Origin of the sequence: Aquabacterium sp., from assembly GCF_014378415.1 — a bacterium.
Lineage (GTDB): Bacteria > Pseudomonadota > Gammaproteobacteria > Burkholderiales > Burkholderiaceae_C > Aquabacterium.
This window is the reverse complement of sequence record NZ_JACMNS010000003.1, coordinates 22,889-44,620: the sequence shown is the minus strand read 5'-3', so window position 1 is coordinate 44,620 and position 21,732 is coordinate 22,889. Positions and strand designations below refer to the sequence as shown.

At 64.5% G+C, this 21,732-nt stretch carries 16 protein-coding genes and 1 pseudogene; 9 read left to right on the top strand and 8 right to left on the bottom strand.

The genetic code is table 11. The annotated features are described in order from the left end of the window. A partial coding sequence (locus tag H7225_RS00575; protein WP_290658555.1) for an EAL domain-containing protein occupies positions 1-2,759 on the bottom strand: 2,759 nt, incomplete at its 3' end. Between the two features lie 211 nt (positions 2,760-2,970). Here H7225_RS00575 and H7225_RS00570 point away from each other — a divergent pair. Continuing rightward, positions 2,971-3,183: a hypothetical protein gene (locus tag H7225_RS00570; protein WP_290658553.1), complete on the top strand. Its 213-nt coding sequence runs from the start codon at positions 2,971-2,973 to the stop codon at positions 3,181-3,183. Beyond that, positions 3,180-3,725 carry a DUF1415 domain-containing protein gene (locus H7225_RS00565; protein ID WP_290658551.1) on the top strand — a complete coding sequence of 182 codons (546 nt, stop codon included), beginning with the start codon at positions 3,180-3,182 and terminating at the stop codon, positions 3,723-3,725. The genes H7225_RS00570 and H7225_RS00565 overlap by 4 nt, the downstream gene beginning before the upstream one ends. Here H7225_RS00565 and arfB read toward each other — a convergent pair. The 5 genes from arfB to H7225_RS00540 are packed head-to-tail and all read right to left on the bottom strand — an operon-like array spanning position 3,722 to position 11,248. After that, positions 3,722-4,123, bottom strand: a complete 402-nt coding sequence (arfB, locus tag H7225_RS00560) for an alternative ribosome rescue aminoacyl-tRNA hydrolase ArfB (RefSeq protein ID WP_290658549.1) — start codon at positions 4,121-4,123, stop codon at positions 3,722-3,724. The genes H7225_RS00565 and arfB overlap by 4 nt on opposite strands. Positions 4,124-4,126: 3 nt before the next feature. Beyond that, positions 4,127-5,053, bottom strand: a complete 927-nt coding sequence (locus tag H7225_RS00555; protein ID WP_290658547.1) for a TIM44-like domain-containing protein — start codon at positions 5,051-5,053, stop codon at positions 4,127-4,129. Between the two features lie 17 nt (positions 5,054-5,070). Then, the gene (locus H7225_RS00550; RefSeq protein WP_290658545.1) at positions 5,071-6,546 is read right to left on the bottom strand and encodes a hypothetical protein; all 1,476 of its coding nucleotides are present in this window, start codon (positions 6,544-6,546) and stop codon (positions 5,071-5,073) included. A 29-nt stretch (positions 6,547-6,575) separates the two neighbouring features. Continuing rightward, positions 6,576-7,715 carry a GGDEF domain-containing protein gene (locus H7225_RS00545; protein WP_290658544.1) on the bottom strand — a complete coding sequence of 380 codons (1,140 nt, stop codon included), beginning with the start codon at positions 7,713-7,715 and terminating at the stop codon, positions 6,576-6,578. After that, the gene (locus H7225_RS00540) at positions 7,712-11,248 is read right to left on the bottom strand and encodes an indolepyruvate ferredoxin oxidoreductase family protein (RefSeq protein WP_290658542.1); all 3,537 of its coding nucleotides are present in this window, start codon (positions 11,246-11,248) and stop codon (positions 7,712-7,714) included. Before H7225_RS00540 ends, H7225_RS00545 begins: the two co-directional genes overlap by 4 nt. Positions 11,249-11,541: 293 nt before the next feature. Between H7225_RS00540 and H7225_RS00535 the strand changes: the two genes are divergently transcribed. The 7 genes from H7225_RS00535 to H7225_RS00505 are packed head-to-tail and all read left to right on the top strand — an operon-like array spanning position 11,542 to position 20,070. Then, the gene (locus H7225_RS00535; protein ID WP_290658541.1) at positions 11,542-12,258 is read left to right on the top strand and encodes a TetR/AcrR family transcriptional regulator; all 717 of its coding nucleotides are present in this window, start codon (positions 11,542-11,544) and stop codon (positions 12,256-12,258) included. Between the two features lie 3 nt (positions 12,259-12,261). Continuing rightward, positions 12,262-13,866, top strand: a complete 1,605-nt coding sequence (locus tag H7225_RS00530; protein ID WP_290658539.1) for a carboxyl transferase domain-containing protein — start codon at positions 12,262-12,264, stop codon at positions 13,864-13,866. 16 nt (positions 13,867-13,882) lie between these two features. Next, positions 13,883-14,677 (top strand): enoyl-CoA hydratase/isomerase family protein, encoded by a 795-nt coding sequence (locus H7225_RS00525; RefSeq protein ID WP_290658537.1) that lies wholly within the window; start codon positions 13,883-13,885, stop codon positions 14,675-14,677. Further along, positions 14,677-16,683, top strand: a complete 2,007-nt coding sequence (locus H7225_RS00520) for an acetyl/propionyl/methylcrotonyl-CoA carboxylase subunit alpha (RefSeq protein WP_290658536.1) — start codon at positions 14,677-14,679, stop codon at positions 16,681-16,683. The genes H7225_RS00525 and H7225_RS00520 overlap by 1 nt, the downstream gene beginning before the upstream one ends. Positions 16,684-16,697: 14 nt before the next feature. Beyond that, positions 16,698-17,630 carry a hydroxymethylglutaryl-CoA lyase gene (locus H7225_RS00515; protein WP_290658534.1) on the top strand — a complete coding sequence of 311 codons (933 nt, stop codon included), beginning with the start codon at positions 16,698-16,700 and terminating at the stop codon, positions 17,628-17,630. 34 nt (positions 17,631-17,664) lie between these two features. Further along, on the top strand, positions 17,665-18,846 hold the full coding sequence (locus H7225_RS00510) for an isovaleryl-CoA dehydrogenase (protein ID WP_290658532.1): 1,182 nt from the start codon (positions 17,665-17,667) through the stop codon (positions 18,844-18,846). Positions 18,847-18,855: 9 nt separating this feature from the next. Beyond that, on the top strand, positions 18,856-20,070 hold the full coding sequence (locus H7225_RS00505) for a thiolase family protein (RefSeq protein WP_290658530.1): 1,215 nt from the start codon (positions 18,856-18,858) through the stop codon (positions 20,068-20,070). A 118-nt stretch (positions 20,071-20,188) separates the two neighbouring features. Here H7225_RS00505 and H7225_RS00500 read toward each other — a convergent pair. Together H7225_RS00500 and H7225_RS00495 are read right to left on the bottom strand one after the other, a co-directional pair. Further along, a pseudogene (locus tag H7225_RS00500) lies at positions 20,189-20,485 on the bottom strand (hypothetical protein); the annotation flags it as partial. Between the two features lie 144 nt (positions 20,486-20,629). Beyond that, entirely contained in the window at positions 20,630-21,673 is a 1,044-nt protein-coding gene (locus tag H7225_RS00495; RefSeq protein ID WP_290658529.1) for an AraC family transcriptional regulator, read from the bottom strand. Positions 21,674-21,732 lie beyond the last annotated feature (59 nt).

Below are 21,732 nucleotides of genomic sequence, written 5' to 3'. Positions count from 1 at the left end.
GGCTTGCTGTAATGAAAACCCTGCGCCAGGTGACAGCCCCACGCACCGAGGTGGTCGCGCTGCAAAGCGGTTTCCACTCCCTCGGCCACCACTTCCATGCGCAAGCTGCGGGCCAGGGTCACGATGGCCTTGGCCAGCACAGCGCTGTCACGGTCGGTGGTCAGCTCGCGGATGAAGGAGCGGTCAATCTTCAAGGTGTCCACCGGGAAGCGGGTCAGGTAGGACAAGGCCGAGTAGCCCGTGCCAAAGTCGTCGATGGCGATGGTGAAGCCCATGTCGTGCAAGGTTTGCAGCATCGAGCGGATGTCCACCCGGTCATTGAGCAACAAGCTTTCGGTGATCTCCAGCTCGATCCAAGCGGACAGGCAACCCGTGTCTTCCAAAGCCTTGCGCACGGTGGCCAGCAGGTCGCCTGAATAGAACTGGCGTGGCGACAGGTTCACCGCGATCTTCAAGGGCACGCCATGCTGGTCATGCCATTGGCGGGCCACGGTGCAGGCTGTGCGCAAGGCCCATTCGCCCATGTCGATGATCAGGCCAGTGTCTTCGGCGATGCCGATGAAGCGGTCGGGCGGGACCAAACCGCGCTCGGGATGGCGCCAGCGCATCAGGGCTTCGGCACCCACCACGCGGCCAGATGACAGCTCCACCTTGGGCTGGTAGAACAACTCCAGTTCATTGCGTTCAATGGCTTTGCGCAGATCGCCTTCGATCTTCAGGCGCTCCAGCGCCGTGGCCGTCAACTCGCGGGCATAGAACTGGAAGTTGTCGCGACCACAGTTCTTGGCGTGGTACATGGCCGCGTCGGCGTGGGCCATCAGCTCATTCACATCCGCGCCATCGGCAGGGAACAGGGCAATGCCCGCGCTGGCGGTCACGAAGATCTCGGTGTCGTTCAAGGCCACCGAGGCCTCGAAGACGTGCTTGATGCGGCTGGCCACCACGTCCAGGTCGGAGGGCTGGCGAATCTGCGGCACGATGATGGCGAACTCATCGCCGCCCAGGCGCGCCACGGTGTCGTACTCGCGCAGGGCCTGGGACAGGCGCTCTGCCACCGTTTTGAGCAACACATCGCCAGCACCGGCGCCCAACGAATCGTTGATCTTCTGGAAGTGGTCGATGTCCAGCAGTACCACGCCCACGCTGCCGCCCTGCCGGCTGGCATCGGCCATGGCCAGCTTAAGGCGGTCATGCAGCAGGGCGCGATTGGGCAGGCTGGTCAGCGGGTCGTAGAACTCCAGCTGATGGGTCTGGCGCTGCAGGGCTTTCAGGTCGGTGACATCCTGGGTCACGCCCAAGGCTCGCACGGCCCGGCCATCCTGGCCGTACTCCAGGCGCACCCAGCTGTGGGTCTCGCGGCGGCTGCCGTCCGGCAAGATCAGGCTGTGCTCGTAGCTCAACTCGCTCTGGCGTTTGGCGAACGCGTCCTGGTACAGCTGGAAGGTCGATGCGCGCTCGTCCGGCAGCATGATGGCCTGGAAGTCATCCATGGACAGGTCGCCGTTGCTCGACAAGCCCAGCACGTCCAGGCCCACGCGGCTGATCGACGAACGCCGCGTGACGTAATCCCACTCCCAATGGCAGATGCGCGCAATGCGCTGGGCATCCTCAAGGCGGCGTTCGGTGGCCTCCAGGGCTGAGATGTCGCGGCCAATCGACAGCACGCTGACCACTTGGCCGGTGTGGTCGCGCTCGGGCACGATGCGCAGGTGAACAGTGCAGTCGCGCTGGTCCTGGTCCTTCAGGCGGTAGGTGAATTCTTGCAGCTCGCCCGTGCTGATGGCCAGGGCCAAGGTCAGCTCGTATTCACGCTCCTGGGGCGCGTCGATGCGGTCGCTGGGACGCCCCCCGATCAGGGCCTCCCGAGGCTGCCCCAACCACTTGACCAAGGCCTCGTTCACGTACACAAGGCGGCAGTCGCGGTCGTAGCGCGCGATGTTGTCAGGGGTGTTCTCGACGAGGACGCGGTACTCCTGTTCACGGGCCCGCAGCCTTTCATCGGCCAAGGCCCGCTCGGTAAAATCTTGCGAAACCGCGAAGACGGTTTTCGGTTTACCCCTGGCGGTGTAGGCGATCTCGGCATGCAGGTGCAGGTGGCGCACCTTGCCATCGGCCACCACGGTGTAGTCGTACTGAACCGTGTTGTCTCGCTGGAGGAAGGCGGCCTCGTACAACTGCTTGATGCGCCCGCCCTCCTCCACGGAGTGGATGGCCAGCAGCTCTTCGCTCGAAGGCGCCCACCCTGGCAGGCGGCCCATCAGGCGGCAGGCATGGTCGGACAGGCGGGCCTTGTTGCTGGCCAGGTCCAACTCCCAGAAACCGATCTTGGCCAGCGCCTCGGCCTTCTCCAACTTGGATTGCAGTTCTTTGTGCGCGGTGATGTCATGGCACACCGACATCACACCGACCACACGGCCCGCCGCATCGCGCTCGGGGACCAGCCTGACCTGGCACCAGCGCACGGTGCCATCGGGCAGGCCCCACTCCATCTCAAAACCGGACGCCGCGCCCAACTGCAGCACCTTGTGCAAACGCTCAGCGTAGGCTTTGGCATCGAACACGAAGGGCAGCTCCTGGGGCAAGGCGCCCACGATGGTGTCGAGGGGCTGCCCGGACACGAAGACCAACGTGGCGTTGGCGTAGATGCAGCGCAGGGTGGCGTCGTGGCGCATGATCGCGTCCGGCGAGCTGTCCACCAATTGCTTGAACAGCGCCTGATGGTCCGAGAACGTGGGCTCCAGGCTGATCGCCAAGGTCATCGCGAAACCCCGCAAGAAGGCATCCGCCGCCAAAACTCGGGGGCTTGCCCGGCGGTATCGCGACTGGTGAGAATGAGGCTCATGGAGGGCAGATCCTGATCGGATGCTTGTTAGTTCGGCAGCGTTGATGAGGTTTCGGCCTGTGGTCATCAAACTTGAATGCACTCGCCCCAAACCTGGGAAAATGCGCAGCCTTCACCCCGGAATTCTCATGAACCAAGCCCTTGCGCGCACCTGGTGTCGCCCCCTTCTTCCCCTGTTGGGCCTGGCCATCCTGCCGGGCTGTGCCGTGGTGGGCGCAGCCGCCTCCGTCGCTGGCGCGGCGGTGTCCGTGGCCAGCACCGTGGTGGTCACCACCGTGTCGGTGGCCGGCAAGGTGATCGAGAAAACCGTTGATGTGGCCACTTCAAGCGAGCAACCATGAACAAATTCACACCTGATGAGGTGATCGCCGCCACGCGCCTTTGGCTGGACAAGGCCGTGATCGGCCTGAACCTGTGCCCTTTTGCGAAGGCTGTGCAGATCAAGCAGCAGATCCGCTACGTGGTGAGTGAAGCCACCAGCGAAGAAGCCCTGCTGGCCGACCTGCTGCACGAGTTGCAGTTTCTACAGAAGGCCGACGCCGAAGAGGTGGAAACCACCTTGCTGATCCACCCTGGCGTGCTGACGAATTTTCTGGACTACAACGATTTTCTGGAAGTGGCAGACGCCGCCGTGGGCGAGCTCGACCTGGAGGGCGAATTGCAAGTGGCGAGCTTTCACCCGGACTACCAGTTCGCGGACAGCGACGCGGACGACATCGACAACTTCAGCAACCGCTCGCCCTACCCCACCTTGCACTTGCTGCGCGAAAGCAGCATCGAGAAGGCGGTGGAGGCGTTTCCCGATGCGGCCAACATCTACGAGCACAACATCGAGACTTTGCGCGCACTGGGCCACGAAGGTTGGAAGAAGCTTTGGGTTTAGTCGCTCACCCGGCCTCGGGATGACTTGATCTGCGAGCGCTGGCTCTTGCCCTCCAGGCGGCGCTGCTTGGCGCCGTAGGTGGGCTTGGTGGCTTTGCGAAACCGAGGTGGCCGGGCGGTGCTGTCCACCAGCTCGGCCAGGCGCCGCAAGGCTTCGGTGCGGTTTTGCTCCTGGCTGCGGTATTCCTGAGCCTTGATCACCAGCACGCCATCCGCGCTGATGCGGCGATCGCTCAGCGACAGCAGGCGCTCTTTGTGCTCGTCGTTCAGGGCTGACGATGCCCGGATGTCAAAGCGCAAATGGATCGCGCTGGACACCTTGTTCACGTTTTGGCCACCCGCGCCTTGCGCACGGATGGCCCGAAGCTCGATCTCTTCGTCCGGGATGGTCACGTGCATGGATCAGGCGGTTTGCGCGATCCCTGCGATGGCCCACTCACCACTGCCAGCCTTGGGCTTGGCCAAGTGCCAGATCTCATCAAACGTCGTGGTCGGTGCGTCTTTTTCTTCGCGGATCAGGCCATGGAAGCGCACGCTGACGATCTGGCGATCAGCCTCGTCGACGAAGTCCAGGACTTCGGCGTTCAACTGGACCACGTCGGTCACCTGCGGCGCGTTGCCACGGTCTTGCAGCTCCAGCTTGAAGACGGCGAACATCTCGGGCGTGGAGAACTGGCGCAAGTCGTCCAGGTTGGACGAGTCATTGGCGGCCTGCATGCGGATGAAGATCAGCTTGGCGATGCGTTCAAACGCGGGGGCGTCAAAGCCAGGGGGCAGGCTAGAGGTCGAGCCTGCGGCCACCGAGGCAAAGCTGGGGCCGCTGAGCATGCCATCGCTGCTCACACCTTGAGGTGCCACGGACATGTCGCGGCTCATGGGCTGCGTGGGTGGTGTGGGCGCGCGGGCAAAGTCATTGGGCGACAGGCGAGGACCACCACTGGTCGCGGGCACGGGCGATGAGTTGGAGAAACGCTTCATGGCCCAGCGAATGCCGAAGAAGGCCACCGCAGCAAGCAGCGCCATCATGATCATGTTGCCGAAGGCGGCGCCCATGCCCAGGTGGCCCATCAAGGCGGCGATGCCCAAACCAGCGGCCAAGCCAGCGATCGGGCCCATCCAGTTGCGCTTGGGCGCCACGGTGGGGGGCACGCCTTGAGCGCCCGGTGCCGCCGTGGGCTTGGCAGCTTGCTGCGCAGGTGAGTTTTGTGCGGGCATCTGGCGTTTCATGCCAGACGAACTGCCACCGCCCAGGCGCTTGGCCTCGACGTGCTGCGCCACAAAAGTCAGGCTGAGCACAGCCATGAACACGCTCATCAGGATCTTTTTCAATTCAACTCTCCAAAAATTCAACGGGCCGGCACACCAAATGCGAGGCCCCATGCCAATTCAACCACAGGGCTGTCGAGTTCGCCTTTCAAAGCGCGAATGCGACCGACGCCCAAGTGGGCCCTACTTTGGGGGCCCACATCCAAATTCAAGCGGAGCATGGGCTGCACGACGGCCCCGCCATCGGTGTCCACGCCACCGCCACCCGCAGCGCCGACGAGCAATTCAGCCCCCACCGACCACTTGTCGGCAAAAACCGGTGATTGCACGCCCGCGCCCACCAAGCCCACAGAATAAGCGCCCGCGTCGCCGTTGAAAGCACTGTGGGCCTGCCCGGTTAAGTAAAGAAGTTCGGTCAGGGAGCGGCGCAACACCAACCCCACTGCCTGCATGGATTGGGCGGGGCCGTTTTTGCGCGCCGCGCCATCCACGTGTTCCAGGGCTAAATTCCATTCCATGCCCTCAATAAGGGAGCGTGGCGACAGGCGGCCCAGGGCGGCGGGCGCGTTGGAAGGGTGGTCCAGGTCCCAGCCGATCGAGGCCTGGGCATAGCGCGCGCGGAACGGGCCCTGCGGCGCGGTCACCGCCCCGCCTTCCAGGGACACGAAAAAGTCGCGGCTGAGGTGCCAACTGACGGAAATGCCGGCCTTGGCCAGCAGGCCACCATCGGTGGGCACAGCGCCACCGCCGCCCAAGCCCAGCGCCGCCCGGGCCCCCACGGCCAAGGGCGTGCCTTTGATGGGCTGCTCAAACCCCAGGTTGGCCAACACCTCGGCATAGCCCCCTGCGCCCCCACCGGCGGCCCCGGCCGCCTCCAAACCCCAGTAAACATTGGGATGCAGCCAATGATCCAGCCGAAAGCCTGCCAGGCCAATGCGCTGCGGTTGACCACGGCCACTTGGCTCATCGACCGCGCCCACGATGCTGATGCGGTCAAACCCCATGCCCCCACGGGCCCAGATCGAGGAGCTTTTGCCCACGGCCGAGGGCAAGGTGTAAACGAAGTCGCCATCCACCGCCAAAACCAGGCCGGCCTGGTTGGATCGGATGTTGCCATTGGGAAAACGCACGCTGGACGCCGACAGGCCCGCCCAAACCCCAGGCTCGTTGGCGGCACCGCTCAAGCGCCACAACAGGTCGAGGTGCGGGCGCAGCATCAAGCCACCGCCAACCGGCGCACCACCGCCACCTCCGCCGCCGGCGAACAGGCCCAGCTCAAGCCGCACCCGACTGGCCAAGGGCAGGCGGTAGGCCAACTCGGCGCCACCGACGAAGAAGCCGCCTCGGTGCCCCGTGACCGCACCGTACACCGCCGGCCCGCCCAACCAACCGGGGGCGAACGCCATCAGGTAGCTGCCGCCCAGCAGGCCCATGGCCTCGTCACCCGGCAAAGTGATGGTCTCGAAACCCAGGCGAGTGGACACGGGCAAGGCACGCGCGCCATCCGATGGCCTGGATTGAGCCTGGGCCTCCCCAATGCCCAACAGGCAAAGCACGCCAAGCCCCAAAAGTAGAATTTTTTGAGTCATCCATCCATTGTGGACGACATGGCGGGCACCACATCCGGCCAGATCACAGTGCGGTTGCGGCCGCCCTGTTTGGCACTGTAGAGCGCTTTGTCGGCACGATCGATGCAGGCCGCGAGGTTCTCGCCGGGTTGGTAGGTGCTCAAGCCGGCAGAGAAGGAGGGATGCAGGGCCAGGTGGTCCTTGGCCATGGTGGCGTTCTTCAAGGATTCGCGCAGCCGCTGGATGCCACGCTCTGCATCCAGGACGGTGGTGCCCACCAGTACCAACATGAACTCCTCACCACCCCAACGGGCCAGCACATCGGTTTCGCGGGTCATGCCAGCCGCGTGGCTGGCGAAGTTTCGCAGCACCTCGTCGCCCACGTTGTGGCCATGCGTGTCGTTGATTTGCTTGAAGAAATCGAGGTCCAGGATCGCCAGGCAGAAGTCGTGGCCCGACGAGCGCGAAAGACGCCGCTGGTGCTCGTCCAGCACCGACATCATGTGGCGGCGGTTGTACAGGCCAGTCAGCTCGTCACGGGTGGCCAGCACCTGGATGCGGTCCAGGGCCAGCGTCAACTCCTCCTGCTTGGTGCGCAGCCGGGTGCGCAGGTTGCTGAGTTGCGCGGTCAACACCGAGATGGTGGGCACGGAGGACACCAGCAGGGCAAAGTGCACCGACTCCAGCGCCACCGGGTAACCCACCGCGTCGGTGATCGTTTTGTAGCCCATGACGATGCCGGTCAGGACCACGGCATAGGCACCTGCGATCTTGGCATCGCGGGCGTTGAGGTTGAAGATGCCAAAGACCAGCACCAGCGTGAGCAGCATCATCGTGGCGCCGTGGAAGACCCCGGTGACGGCATAAGCGGCCACGATCCAGGTCAGGGCGGCCAGGATTTGCGGCAGCGTCAACGAGGGCTCGCGAAAGCGCTGGTTCAATCCGCTGCGCAAGAGGCCGTACCAGACCACCACGTTCAACATGATCAGGCCGGACAGCAGACCAGCCTCGTTGGCGCGCATCAGGCCTTGCTGCGAGGCGAAGCCCATGATGCCCATGCACAGCACATAGACATTGGCGGCCATCAGGGAACGGGCGATGCGCACGCGTTGTTTGGGATCGGTGCTCAGCAGCACCGCCAGGAGTCGTTGGATCAAATCAGGTCTCTCCATCGGGCATGGGCCTTGTCCATGCTGGCCTGCTTGATGTGGCCGTAGCCTCGGATGTCTTCGGGAACGCGGGCCAGGGCCAGCGCTGACCCGACATTGTCGGCATTCAGGTCAGTCAGCAGGGCCCCGATGCCCTGGCGATACCGTGCAATCCAACCGCGTTCTTCCAGGCGTTCGCGGGTGCGGCCAAATGGATCGAAGACCGTGCCACGCAAGACCTTGAATGGCGCCAAAGCCTTGAAGGCCAGCCCCATCCAGGGGCCGAAGCGCTGCTTGGTGGCCAGGCCCTGGGAATCTGTTCTGCCCATGAACGGCGGCGCCAGGTGGTAGGAGAGCTTGTAGTCTCCTTCGAACTCCTGGGCCACTTTGTCGTGAAAGCGACGATCGATCAGCAAACGTGCGACTTCGTACTCGTCTTTGTAGGCCATGAGCTTGAACAACTGCCGCGCCACGACATCGGTCAGCGTGGTTGAGCCCAGCTTTTGCTCGGCGGCACGCACCTGGTTGACGAAGGCCAGGTAGTCGGCGGCGTAGGCCTTGTCCTGATAGTCCGTCAGGAAATCAACGCGCGACTGAATCAGCGTCTCGAGGTTGGTGGCGGTCTTGCGGATGATGCGGACAGGCTGGGCTGGCTGGGCCAGCGACTGCACGGCGGCCAGGTCGTGCGCGGCACGGCAACCCCATTCAAAAGCAGCCTGATTGTTGTCCACCTGCACCGCGTTCAGCTCGATGGCACGCAGCAGCGCGGCACGGCTCAAGGGCACCCAACCCTTTTGCCAGGCGTAGCCCAGCATCAAGGGGTTGGCGTAGATGGTGTCGCCCAAGAGTTGGGTCGCCAACTGGTTGGCGTCCAGCCTGGACACCTGGCCCGGCAAGGCGGCCCGGTCAATGACCTCGTCGCAATGGCCGGCCGGGAACTGCCAGTTGGTGTCACGCACAAAGGCCGCCGTGGGCGTGCCATGGGTGTTGAGTGCAACGTGTGTTCGATCGGCACTCATGGTGCACAGCGTGCTGGCGTTGGCAGTAACGAGGGGGTCGCAGCCAATCACCAGGTCGGCGGCCGCCGTGGGCACGCGCGTGGTGTGGATGGCGTCCATGCGTCCGGCGATCTGGATGTGGCTCCAGGTGGCGCCGCCCTTTTGCGCCAGGCCCGCCGAATCCTGCGTGACGATGCCCTTGCCTTCGAGGTGCGCGGCCATGCCCAACAGTTGGCCGATGGTGATGACGCCGGTGCCACCAATGCCCGCGACGATGATGCCGTAGGCCTCGTGCGCCAAGGGGATCGCTGGTTCAGGCAGAGCGGGCAAGGTGAAAGGATCGACGCGTTGCGTGCTTTTGCGAGGTGACTTGAGCTGGCCACCGCTCACCGTCACGAAGCTGGGGCAAAAGCCCTTGACGCAGGACATGTCGTGGTTGCAGGTGCTCTGGTTGATGTGGCGCTTGCGGCCGAACTCGGTGTCCACCGGCTCCACGCTCAGGCAGTTGGATTGGGTGGAGCAATCACCGCAGCCTTCGCACACCAGTTCGTTGATGACGACGCGCTCGGTCACCGCCGGCATGGTGCCGCGCTTGCGGCGGCGGCGTTTCTCGGTGGCGCAGGTCTGGTCGTAGATGATGACGCTGCAGCCGGGCACCTCGCGCATCTGGCGCTGCACCGCGTCCAGGTCATCGCGGTGGTGCACGGTGGTGTCGGGGGCCAGGTTGGACACGCCCATGTACTTCTCGGGCTCGTCGGTGACGATGGCGATGCGCGACACGCCTTCGGCTTCCAGCTCGCGGCTCATCTCGGGCACGCGCAGGGTGCCGTCCACGGGCTGGCCGCCAGTCATGGCCACGGCATCGTTGAACAGAATCTTGTAGGTGATGTTGACCTTGGCGGCGATGCTCTGGCGCACGGCCAACAGGCCCGAGTGAAAGTAGGTGCCATCGCCCAAGTTGGCGAACACGTGCTTCTCGTCGGTGAAGGGTGCCTGGCCCACCCAGGTCACGCCCTCGCCGCCCATCTGCGTGAAGGTGGTGGTGCTGCGGTCCATCCACACCACCATGTAGTGGCAACCGATGCCGGCCATGGCGCGTGAACCTTCAGGCACCTTGGTGGAGGTGTTGTGCGGGCAGCCGCTGCAGAACCAGGGCGCGCGCTCGGCGTTGGCCTGGGGCACGACGACAGGGGCTTGCTCCTTGGCCTCGATCAGCGCCAGCCTTTGCGTGATGCGCTGGCGCAGGTCGCGGCCCATGGCATCCAACATGCCAAGCTTCTCAAGGCGTTGGGCAATGGCCTTGGCGATCAGCGACGGGTTCAGGTCGGCCTTGGCGCGCAACAGCCAGTTGGAGGCCGGGTTGGACATGGACCACTCGCCACCGCTGTGGTCGCCGTGGGTTTCGTTGAACTTGCCCAGCACATGGGGGCGCACATCTTCGCGCCAGTTGTAGAGCTCTTCCTTGAGTTGGTACTCGATGACCTGGCGCTTTTCTTCGATCACCAGGATCTCTTGCAGGCCGGTGGCGAATTCGCGCGTGGCGCTGGCCTCCAGTGGCCAGACGACGGCCACCTTGTGAACGCGGATGCCGATCTGAGCGCAGGTCACCTCGTCCAAGCCCAGGTCATGCAGGGCCTGCCGCATGTCGTTGTAGGCCTTGCCGCTGGCGATCAGACCCAGGCGCGCGTGCTTCGAGTCGATCACGGTGCGGTTCAAGCGGTTGGCGCGCACGTAGGCCAGCGCGGCGTACCACTTGTAGTCCATCAGCCGGGCCTCTTGCTCTAGTGGCGAGTCGGGCCAGCGGATGTGCAGGCCGCCGGGCGGCATGGTGAAATCTTCAGGCAGGATGATCTGCACGCGGTCGGGTTCGACCGACACGCTGCTGGACGATTCGACCACTTCCTGGATGACCTTCATGCCGGCCCACAGGCCAGAAAATCGGCTCATCGCGTAGGCATGCAGACCGAGGTCCAGAATTTCTTGAGCGCTGCTCGGAAAAAACACGGGCAGGCCGCAGGCCTTGAAGATGTGGTCGCTTTGATGGGCCACCGACGAGCTTTTGGCCACGTGGTCATCACCCGCCACGGCAATGACGCCACCGTGCTTGGCGGTGCCTGCCATGTTGGCGTGCTTGAACACATCGGAGCAGCGGTCCACCCCCGGACCCTTGCCATACCAAAGGCCGAATACGCCATCGAATTTTCGGTGTTCCGGGTACAGGTCAAGCTGCTGCGTGCCCCAGACGGCGGTGGCACCGAGCTCTTCGTTGACACCGGGCTGGAAAACCACGTGGTGAGCTTTGAGGTGCTCTTTGGCGCTCCACAAGGCCTGGTCGTAACCGCCCAGTGGCGAGCCACGGTAGCCGCTGATGAAGCCCGCTGTGTTGAGGCCTGCCGCCACATCTCTGGTGCGCTGCAGCATGGGCAAGCGCACCAGGGCTTGCACGCCGCTCATGAAGGCGGTTCCGTGTTCGATGGCGTACTTGTCGTCCAGCGTGAGAGACGCCAGGGCCTTGAGGACCGAATCGGGTAGCGGAGCGTTCATGACGAACTCCAAGCAGGCACATGCTGCAGAACCAGTGTAGGGATCTTGGCGCGGGCCGTCATCTCTTGATGTGCCGAATAGTCCGCAACGCAGGCCTCAATCTTTGGCCTTCAAACCAATGTGGGGATGCAACTGCATGCTCACCACCCGGGATTACCCGGAACATTTCGCAGCTTGGCGCATTGCGCCACAGTTGGCTTTGACTCACGGTCAGAACGAACTTTTTGTCTTTAAATACCGCCCACACCAACTTCGTATAGATCAATAATTGAGTCTGACTCAATCATTCAACCATGTCAGCATTGCAACGCGTGGCCCCCCGTCGTGTGAAGTCCCAGCTCCGGGTGACGGAGTTGCTGGCGGCTGCGCGCCAAGTTTTCTCTGACCAAGGTTTTCACCGCGCCACCACGGCCCAGATCGCCGAGGCGGCAGGCGTGTCCGAGGCCACCGTCTTCACCTACTTTCCGGGCAAGCGCGAGCTGTGCATCCAGGTCATCAAAGATTGGTACGACGAAATCAGCCTCAAATTGGAACGTGAGGTGCCGCGCCTGCAAGGCGTGCACGCCAAGCTCAGCCACGTGGTCAGGCAACACCTGCTCACCCTGCTGGCCGATGGCTCGGGCATGTGCGCCCTGGTGCTGGGCGAAGGCCGCACCAGCGCGCCCGAGCTGGCCGAGGTGATCACCGATTGCAAACGCCGCTACACCGCGCCCCTGATGGACTGCCTGGCCCAGGCCATGGCCGATGGCGAGGTGCGGCAAGACATGCCCTTGCGCCTGATGCGCGACCTGGTCTACGGTTCGATGGAGCACGTTCTGTGGGATTCGATCACCTCGCACAAGCGCCCGCCGATTGACGACACGGCCGAGCAACTGACGAGTTTGATCTGGAGTGCGCTGATGCCCCGCGATGCTTCGCTGGATGCCATGGCGCGCTTTCGCGATGAAGTGGTTGCGGCCTTGAAACAACTGGACAGCCAACGCGCCCCCAAGAAGCGCGCGAGGAAATGAACCATGCCTTTTGAATCTCTCATCAGCCCCAGATCAGACGAATTCAAGGCCAATGCGCAGGCCATGCAAGCCCTGATCGACGACCTGGACGGACAGCTGGCGCGCATCGCGCTGGGCGGCGGCGAAGGCCCCCGGGCCAAGCACGTGGCACGCGGCAAACTGCTGCCGCGTGATCGCGTTGATCTGTTGCTGGACCCGGGCACGCCCTTCCTGGAGATCGCGCCACTGGCCGGCCTGAACATGCACGACAACGACGCGCCTTGCGCCGGCGTGATCGCCGGCATTGGCCGTGTCTCAGGCGTGGAGTGCGTGATCGTGTGCAACGACGCCACCGTGAAAGGCGGCACCTACTACCCCATCTCGGTCAAGAAGCACCTGCGCGCGCAAGAGATCGCGCAGCAGAACCGCCTGCCCTGCATCTACCTGGTCGACAGCGGCGGTGCCAACTTGCCCAATCAGGACGAAGTCTTCCCCGACCGAGACCACTTCGGCCGCATCTTCTTTAACCAGGCGAACATGAGCGCCCAAGGCATCCCGCAGATCGCCGTGGTGATGGGCTCGTGCACCGCAGGCGGCGCCTACGTGCCCGCCATGAGCGACGAGGCCATCATCGTCAAGAACCAAGGCACAATCTTCTTGGGCGGCCCGCCCTTGGTGAAGGCCGCTACCGGCGAGGTGGTGAGCGTTGAAGACCTGGGCGGTGGCGATGTCCACACGCGCCTGTCGGGCGTGGCCGACCAACTGGCCAATGACGATGCCCACGCGCTGGCCCTGGCACGGCGCAGCGTGGCACAGATCAACTGGCGCAAGCCAACAGCGATGGCTTGCGCCACATCGCGGCCGCCGCGTTGCGCGCCAGACGAACTCAACGGCATCATCCCCAGGGATACCCGCAAGCCTTTCGATGTGCGCGAAGTCATCGCCCGCATCGTGGACGATTCCGAGTTCGATGAATTCAAACCGCGCTATGGCAGCACCCTGGTCACCGGCTTTGCCCACATCGACGGCATGCCCGTGGGCATCGTGGCCAACAACGGCATCTTGTTTTCCGAAAGCGCCAACAAGGGGGCGCACTTCATCGAGCTGTGCTGCCAGCGCAAGATCCCCTTGGTGTTCCTGCAAAACATCACCGGCTTCATGGTGGGGCGCAAGTACGAGAACGAGGGCATTGCCCGCGCCGGCGCCAAGATGGTGACGGCCGTGGCCTGCGCCGCCGTGCCCAAGTTCACCGTGATCATTGGTGGCTCGTTCGGTGCCGGCAACTACGGCATGTGCGGGCGCGCCTTCAACCCACGCTTCTTGTGGATGTGGCCCAACGCGCGCATCAGCGTGATGGGCGGCGAACAGGCCGCCAGCGTGCTGGCCACGGTCAAGCGCGACGGCATCGAGGGCAAGGGCGGCCAGTGGAGCGCCGACGAAGAAGCCGCGTTCAAAACCCCCATCCGCGAGCAATACGAGCAACAAGGTCATCCCTATTACGCCTCGGCCCGCCTGTGGGACGATGGCGTGATCCGCCCGGCGGACACACGGCGCGTGCTGTCCCTGGGCCTGAGTGCCAGCTTGAACGCGCCGATTGGCGAAACGCGCTTTGGCGTGTTCCGCATGTGAGCCCAAGGAGCACCCCATGAACCTGCCCACCCTTGACATCCAACAGCACGGCCACGTGGCCCAGGTCTGGCTGAACCGGCCCGACATCCGCAACGCCTTCAACGACGCCACCATTCAAGAGTTGACGCACGCCTTTCAATCGATCGGCCAGGATCAGCACGTGCGTGCCATCGTCCTGGGGGCCCACGGCAAGGCCTTCAGCGCCGGTGGCGACCTGAACTGGATGCGCGCCATGGCCGATTATTCCTGGGCCGAGAACCACGCCGATGCCTCGCACCTGGCTGGCATGCTCTGGGCCATCGCCAATTGCCCGGTGCCGGTGATCGCCCGCGTGCAGGGTGATTGCTACGGCGGCGGCGTGGGCCTGGTGGCGGCCTGCGACATGGCCGTGGCGGTCGACAGCGCGGGCTTTTGCCTGTCCGAGGTCAAACTGGGTTTGATCCCGGCCACCATCGCACCCTACGTGATCCGATCCATTGGTGAGCGCGCTGCACGCCGTTACTTCGTGACCGCTGAGCGCATGAACGCACAACGCGCCCTCGCCTTGGGCCTGGTGCAGGAGGTCTGCGCGGTCGATGCGCTGGACGCGAAGGTTGATGAACTTTTGCACGCCATCGTGGCCAACGGTCCGCACGCGGTGCGGGCCAGCAAGCGGCTGATCCGGGACACCGCCGGGGTGGCGCTCACGGCCGGTTTGCGCGACCAGACTGCGCGCACCATCGCGGACATCCGGGCCAGTGACGAAGGCAAGGCCGGGGTGAACGCCTTCCTGCACAAGACTACCCCACCCTGGCAAGGCAAGGCCCACTGATGTTCCAGAAAATACTCATCGCCAACCGGGGCGAGATCGCCTGCCGCATCGCTGCCACCGCGCGGCGCCTGGGCGTGCGCACCGTGGCTGTTTACGCCGATGCGGATGCCGACGCGGCACACGTGCACGCCTGCGACGAGGCCGTGCGCATCGGCCCGGCCGCGCCCCGAGAAAGCTACCTGCTGGGAGAGCGCATCCTCGCTGCCGCCCAAGCCACTGGCGCGCAGGCCATCCACCCCGGCTATGGTTTCCTGAGTGAAAACGCGGGCTTCGCGCAAGCCTGCTTTGACGCCGGCCTGGTGTTCATCGGCCCACCCGCGTCCAGCATCGCCGCCATGGGCAGCAAGTCGGCGGCCAAAGCTTTGATGGAAAAAGCCGGCGTCCCGCTGGTGCCCGGCTACCACGGCGATCGGCAAGAGCCCGCCTTCTTGCAGCTTGAGGCCGACCGCATCGGCTACCCAGTGCTGATCAAGGCCAGTGCGGGCGGTGGCGGCAAAGGCATGCGTGCCGTGCAGCGCAGCGAAGATTTCGCGGCCGCCCTCGCCACTTGCCAACGCGAAGCTGCCGCCAGCTTTGGCGACGACCGCGTGCTGGTCGAGCGCTATGTCACGCGGCCCCGCCACATCGAAATCCAAGTGTTTGGCGACAGCCAAGGCCACTACGTGCACCTGTTCGAGCGCGATTGCTCGGTGCAACGCCGCCACCAGAAGGTGCTGGAAGAAGCCCCCGCGCCCGGCATGAGCGCCGAGCGCCGCGCCGAGATGGGCGCGGCCGCCATCGCCGCGGCACGCAGCGTGGGCTATGTGGGCGCCGGCACGGTGGAGTTCATCGTTGAGCAAGATGGGCCCGATCCCGCCGGGGTCAGCCATTTCTATTTCATGGAAATGAACACGCGCCTGCAGGTCGAACACCCGGTGACCGAGGCCATCACCGGCCTGGATTTGGTGGAATGGCAATTGCGCGTGGCGTGCGGTGAAGCGCTGCCGCTCACCCAAGACCAGTTGGCCATCCAGGGCCACGCCATCGAAGCCCGCATCTGCGCCGAGAACCCCTTGCAGCAGTTCCTGCCTGCCACCGGCACCTTGAAGACCTACCGCCTGCCCGCCTCGTCCAGCTTCAGCGTCAGCCCGGTGCGCGTGGACAGCGGCGTGCGCGAAGGCGATGAGATCTCGCCGCACTACGACTCGATGATCGCCAAGCTCATCGTGTGGGGCCCGACGCGCGAGCAGGCCTTGGACAGGCTGGATGCCGCACTGGGCGATCTGCACATCACCGGCCTGCACACCAACGTGGCCTTCGTGCGGCGCATCATCCGCACGGCCTCCTTCCGGCAGGCCGACCTGGACACCGCCCTGATCGAGCGGGAGAGCGATGCGCTGTTCTCGCCCGCACCGCTGGACCCGCTGCTGGCCATGGCCGGTGTCGCGGCCCGCTTGTTGCACGACGAGAGCAAGGCGGTCACCGCCGATCCCTGGTCGCAACGCGATGGCTGGCGATTGCATGGCGGCACACGCCGGCCACTCGCCTTGACGCTGGATGGCGCGGTCATCAACGCCTCCTTGACCTGCCAGCCTGGCCGGCCGCACCGGCTTCAATGCGGCGAGCAGACCGCCGCGTTTGAAGCCAAAGCGCTGGGCCCCGACCGATTCGACATCACCCTGGCCGGACAACGCCTGACCATGGCGGTCTACCGCCACCGAGACCACTTCGAGGTTTTCGCCCCGGTTGGCCACGCCACGCTCAGCCTCATCGATCCACTGGCTCAGGCCAGCACCGCGCATGCGGGCGGACGGTTGACGGCCCTGATGCCCGGCCGTGTCGTGGCCTTGTTGGTGAAAGTGGGCGACACCGTCAAGTTGGGCGATGCGCTGGCCGTGACCGAAGCCATGAAAATGGAACACACCATGACCGCGCCGCGCGACGGTGTGGTCGCTGAACTGCTGTGCGCGCCCGGCGACCAGGTGCCCGAAGGGGCTGAGCTGCTGCGCCTGACCAACGAACCTTGAGAAGACCCCAAGCCATGCTCCCTCAACACGTCACCCTCGTTGAAGTCGGCCCGCGCGATGGCCTGCAGAACGAAGCACAAACCGTCAGCACTGCCGACAAGGTCGAGCTCGTGCACCGCCTGCAGCAAGCAGGCCTGCAACAGATCGAAGTCACCAGCTTCGTCAGCCCCAAGTGGGTGCCGCAGATGGGCGACAACGCCCAGGTCATGGCCGGCATCCAGCGCCAGGCCAGTGTGCGCTACTCGGTACTCACGCCCAACATGAAGGGCTTTGAAGGCGCGTTGGCGGCCAAGGCGGACGAGGTCGTGATCTTCGCGGCCGCCAGCGAGGCCTTCAGCCAGCGCAACATCAACTGCTCCATCGCGGAATCCATCGAGCGCTTCAGGCCCGTGGTCCAGGCCGCGCACGCGCATGGACTGAAGGTGCGCTCGGCCGTGTCCTGTGCACTGGGCTGCCCCTACCAGGGCGAGGTCAGCCTCGACCAGGTTGATGAGGTGGTGCAACGCTTGCTGGACATTGGCGCCGACCACATCGGCATCGCCGACACCATCGGCGTGGGCACGGCGGGCCGTGTGCAGACCGTGATGGAGTTGGCCCTCAAGCGCGTGCCCATCGCCGCGTTGAGCGGCCATTTTCACGACACCTATGGCCAGGCCCTGACCAACATCCACGCCTGCCTGCAGTTGGGCATCCACACCTTTGACAGCAGCATCGCCGGCCTGGGCGGCTGCCCTTATGCCAAGGGGGCCACCGGCAACGTGGCCACCGAGGACGTGGTCTACCTGCTGCACGGCCTGGGCATCCACACCGGCCTGGACCTTGACTTGCTGGTCGATGCTGGCGCCTTCATCTCCAACGTGCTGGGCCGCAAGCCGGTTTCGCGCGTGAGCAACGCCTTGCTGGCCAAAAGATCAGCGCCAACCCAAGCGGCACAGACCGCGGCCTGAGCAAGCACCACCATCCCCACCGAGGAGACACCTCATGCACGACCTGCCCGGACTTGATCACCAGCTTGGCGACGACATCAACGCGCTGCGCGATGCGGTGCGCCACTTCGCGCAAACCGAGATCGCCCCCCGCGCCGCCAGCATCGACCGCGAAGACCAGTTCCCCATGGACCTGTGGCGCAAGCTCGGCGATCTGGGCGTGCTGGGCATCACCGCGGCCGAAGAATACGGCGGCGCCAACATGAGCTACCTGGCCCACATGGTGGCCATGGAAGAGATCAGCCGCGCCTCGGCCTCGGTGGCCCTGAGCTACGGCGCGCACTCCAACCTGTGCGTCAACCAGATCCACCGCACCGGCACCGATCTGCAAAAGCGCAAGTACCTGCCCAAGCTGATCACGGGCGAGCACATTGGTGCACTGGCCATGAGCGAACCGGGCGCGGGCTCTGACGTGGTCAGCATGAAACTGCGCGCCGAACTCAAAGGCGATCACTACGTGCTCAACGGCACCAAGATGTGGACCACCAACGGGCCGGATGCCGACACCCTGGTCGTGTATGCCAAGACCGAGCCCGAGCGCAAGGCGCAAGGCATCACCGCCTTCATCATCGAGAAGAGCATGACTGGCTTCAGCATCGCGCAGAAGCTGGACAAGCTGGGCATGCGCGGCTCGAGCACGGGCGAGCTGGTCTTCAACAACGTGCGCGTGCCCGTCGAGAACGTGCTGGGCCAGGTCAATGGCGGCGTGAAGATGCTGATGAGCGGGCTGGACTACGAACGCGCCGTGCTGTCGGGCGGCCCCTTGGGCATCATGCAGGCGGTGATGGACAACGTGGTGCCCTACATCCACGAGCGCCAGCAGTTCGGCCAGGCCATTGGTGAGTTCCAGTTGATCCAGGGCAAGGTGGCCGACCTGTACACCACCTTGCAAGCGGGCCGCTCATTTGCCTACACCGTGGCCAAGAATCTGGATGCCCTGGGCCCGGACCATGCCCGCCAAGTGCGCAAGGACTGCGCCTCGCTGATCCTGTGGTGTGCCGAGAAGGCCACCTGGATGGCGGGTGAAGGCATCCAGATTTTTGGTGGCAATGGCTACATCAACGACTACCCGCTGGGGCGGCTGTGGCGCGATGCCAAGCTGTACGAGATCGGTGCGGGCACGTCTGAGATCCGGCGCATGCTGATCGGGCGCGAGCTCTTCAACGAGACCGCCTGAGGAGATGAGATGACGGACATGCTCGATCCCATTGTGATCCTGGCCGCTCAGCGCACGCCGATTGGCGGTTTTCAAGGTGCCTTGTCATCATTGAGCAGCCCAGCCTTGGGTGGTTTGGCCATCGCGGGTGCCCTGGCCGAAGCCGGGGTACCCGGCGAGCAGGTCGACGAGGTATTGATGGGCTGCTGCCTGATGGCCGGTGTGGGCCAGGCGCCAGCACGACAGGCTTTGCTCGCGGCGGGCCTGCCCGTCAGCGTGCCAGCCACCACGCTGAGCAAGATGTGCGGCTCGGGCATGAAAACCGTGATGCTGGCGCACGACCAGTTGCGCGCCGGCATGGCCGACGTGCTCATCGCTGGCGGCATGGAATCGATGAGCAATGCGCCCTACCTGCTGCCCTCGGCCCGCGCAGGCCAGCGCCTGGGCCATGGTCAGATGATCGACCACCTGTTCTTCGATGGCCTGCAAGATGCCTACGATGGCCAACTGATGGGCCTGCACGCCGACCGCATGGCGCAGCGACTTGGCTTTGACCGGGCCAGCCAGGATGCCTATGCGCTCAGATCAGTGCAACGCGCGCAGGCCGCCGTGGCCAGCGGCCTGTTTGCCGCCGAGATCATCGCCGTTCAAGTGCCCGGAGCCAAGGGCGCGCCCAACCGCACGGTGGACACGGACGAGACGCCCGGCCAGTGCCTGCCCGACAAGATCGCGCGGCTCAAGCCCGCCTTCCGCAGCGTGGACGATGGCGGCACGGTGACGCCAGCCAGCTCGGCGTCGATCTCGGACGGCGCGGCGGCGCTGGTGCTGTGCCGCGAAAGCACCGCCCGCGCACACGGTTGGACGCCCCTGGCGCGGCTCGTGGCCCACAGCACCCGCGCGGCCGAACCCGGCGATTTCGCCAGCGCACCGGTGGGTGCCATCACCAAGCTGATGTCGCGCGCCGACTGGACCCTGGACCAGGTGGACCTGTTCGAGATCAACGAGGCCTTCGCGCTCGTGCCCATGATCGCCATCCGCGAGCTGGGCTTGAACGACGCGCGGGTGAACACACGCGGCGGTGCCTGCGCCATGGGGCACCCCATCGGGGCCACCGGCGCGCGCATCATCGTCACGCTGCTGCACGCCCTGCGGCAAAGCGGCGGGCGGCGCGGGGTGGCGGCCCTGTGCATCGGCGGTGGCGAGGCCACGGCGGTGGCGCTTGAGTTGGCAGCAGGGCAAGGCTAGGAGGGCAGTCAAGCGCCAGGACGACGACACCGTGGTGTTCGCATGAAAAAAAAGCCATGGAAGACCCACGGATCAGCAACCACGGCGAGCCCATGCCCTTCGACGGCAAGCGCATGATCTACGGCAGGTTCAAGGTCATCTTGGAGGCATAGGCTGCGATGCGCCGCTGCCAGAAGGCGAGGCCAAACACGGCCATGCCTCCCAACCAGGCGCCCAGCGCATTGGCCATGTTGAAGGCCGAGTGGTTCAGCGCGATGGCCACGATGGTGCCCACTACCATGCCCGGGCAGAACAGGCCCAACACCAGGGGCGCGGCGTCGATCGACAGGCCCGTTACCTCGGCCAGCAAGGGCTTGATGTAACTGAACACCGAGCGCATGCTGCAGAAGCCCACAGCACCGATGACCACGCCAAGCACGTTGGTGCTGCCTGAATCACGGAAATCGGTCGCGGTGGGAAACAGGGTTCATGGCAGGGCAAGGACAACCAACAAGGGGTAACCACGTCACCAGTCTCACGCAGTGTTCTGTACAGCAACAATCTGAAAGGTTGTGGGGCTTTATCCGGCCAAACGCCATGCTGAGGGCGACGTGCCCGTCCAGCGGCGGAACGCCCGCGTGAACCCGCTCACCTCGGCAAAACCGAGCAAATAAGCGATCTCGCTGACCGAATAAGCCGTGCGATCCAGGTATTCCAGCGCCAGGGCGTGCCGGGTGTCATTGATGAGGTCGCGGTAGGTGGTGCCTGCATCGGCCAGTTTGCGTTGCAAGGTGCGAGGGTTCAGGCCGAGCGCTTCGGCCACCTCGGCTTGAGGCGGATCGCCAGCGGGCAAACGTTCCTGCAACAACCGCTTCAGCCGCACCAAGAGTTGGGAGGGGCCATCTTGCTCACCCATGTGCGACAAGTAGCGCCCGGCGGCCTCCTCGTTCACCCGGACCAATTCGGCATTGGCATGCATCAGGCGCCGGCCCAGGGTGGCCTCGTCGATCAACAAGGCATTGTCCGCACAGGCATAGATCGGCACCAACCGGAAAGCCTTTTCAAGGGCCTCGTTCTGCGCGGGACGGGGTCGTTGCAAGCGCAGTTCCAGCGGCTTGAAGTCGGGCCCGTCAAGCATGTAGCAGGCATGGACGATGACCAGCACCAAAGCGTCCAGCGCACACCACACCACCTCGGCATCATCGGGGGTCAGCAAATCCGCATCGACCTTGATGGTCAGTCGGCCCACCCCATCCTCTTGCACGAACTGGATTTCGCCTGCATTGGTGACCAGTCGGAAGTAGCGCGTCATGCGCTCGAACATGCTGGCCAGGTCACTGGAGGCCAAAAGTGCGAACCCCAGTGCATGGAATGTGGACACAGCGATCTGCCGCGCCACCGACACCCCCAACAAGGGATCACCCGTGGCCTGGAGCGCGAGCTTCCAGAATTCAATGACCTGCCGTGACGGGTAACGTGCCAGAGGGTCGGCCAACAAGGTCACATCCAGGCCAGCCTGGCCCATCAAGGCCTCCGCATCCACACCTTTCCCATCGACCGCACGTTTGAGCGCGGACACCCAACTCGACAAAGAGGTAAAGCGGCTGGCGGGAAAATTAGACAAGGTGTGCCGGAACTGAAGTAGGCCTCAAACGACAAGGCAAGTGCTGGGCGCGGCATGTT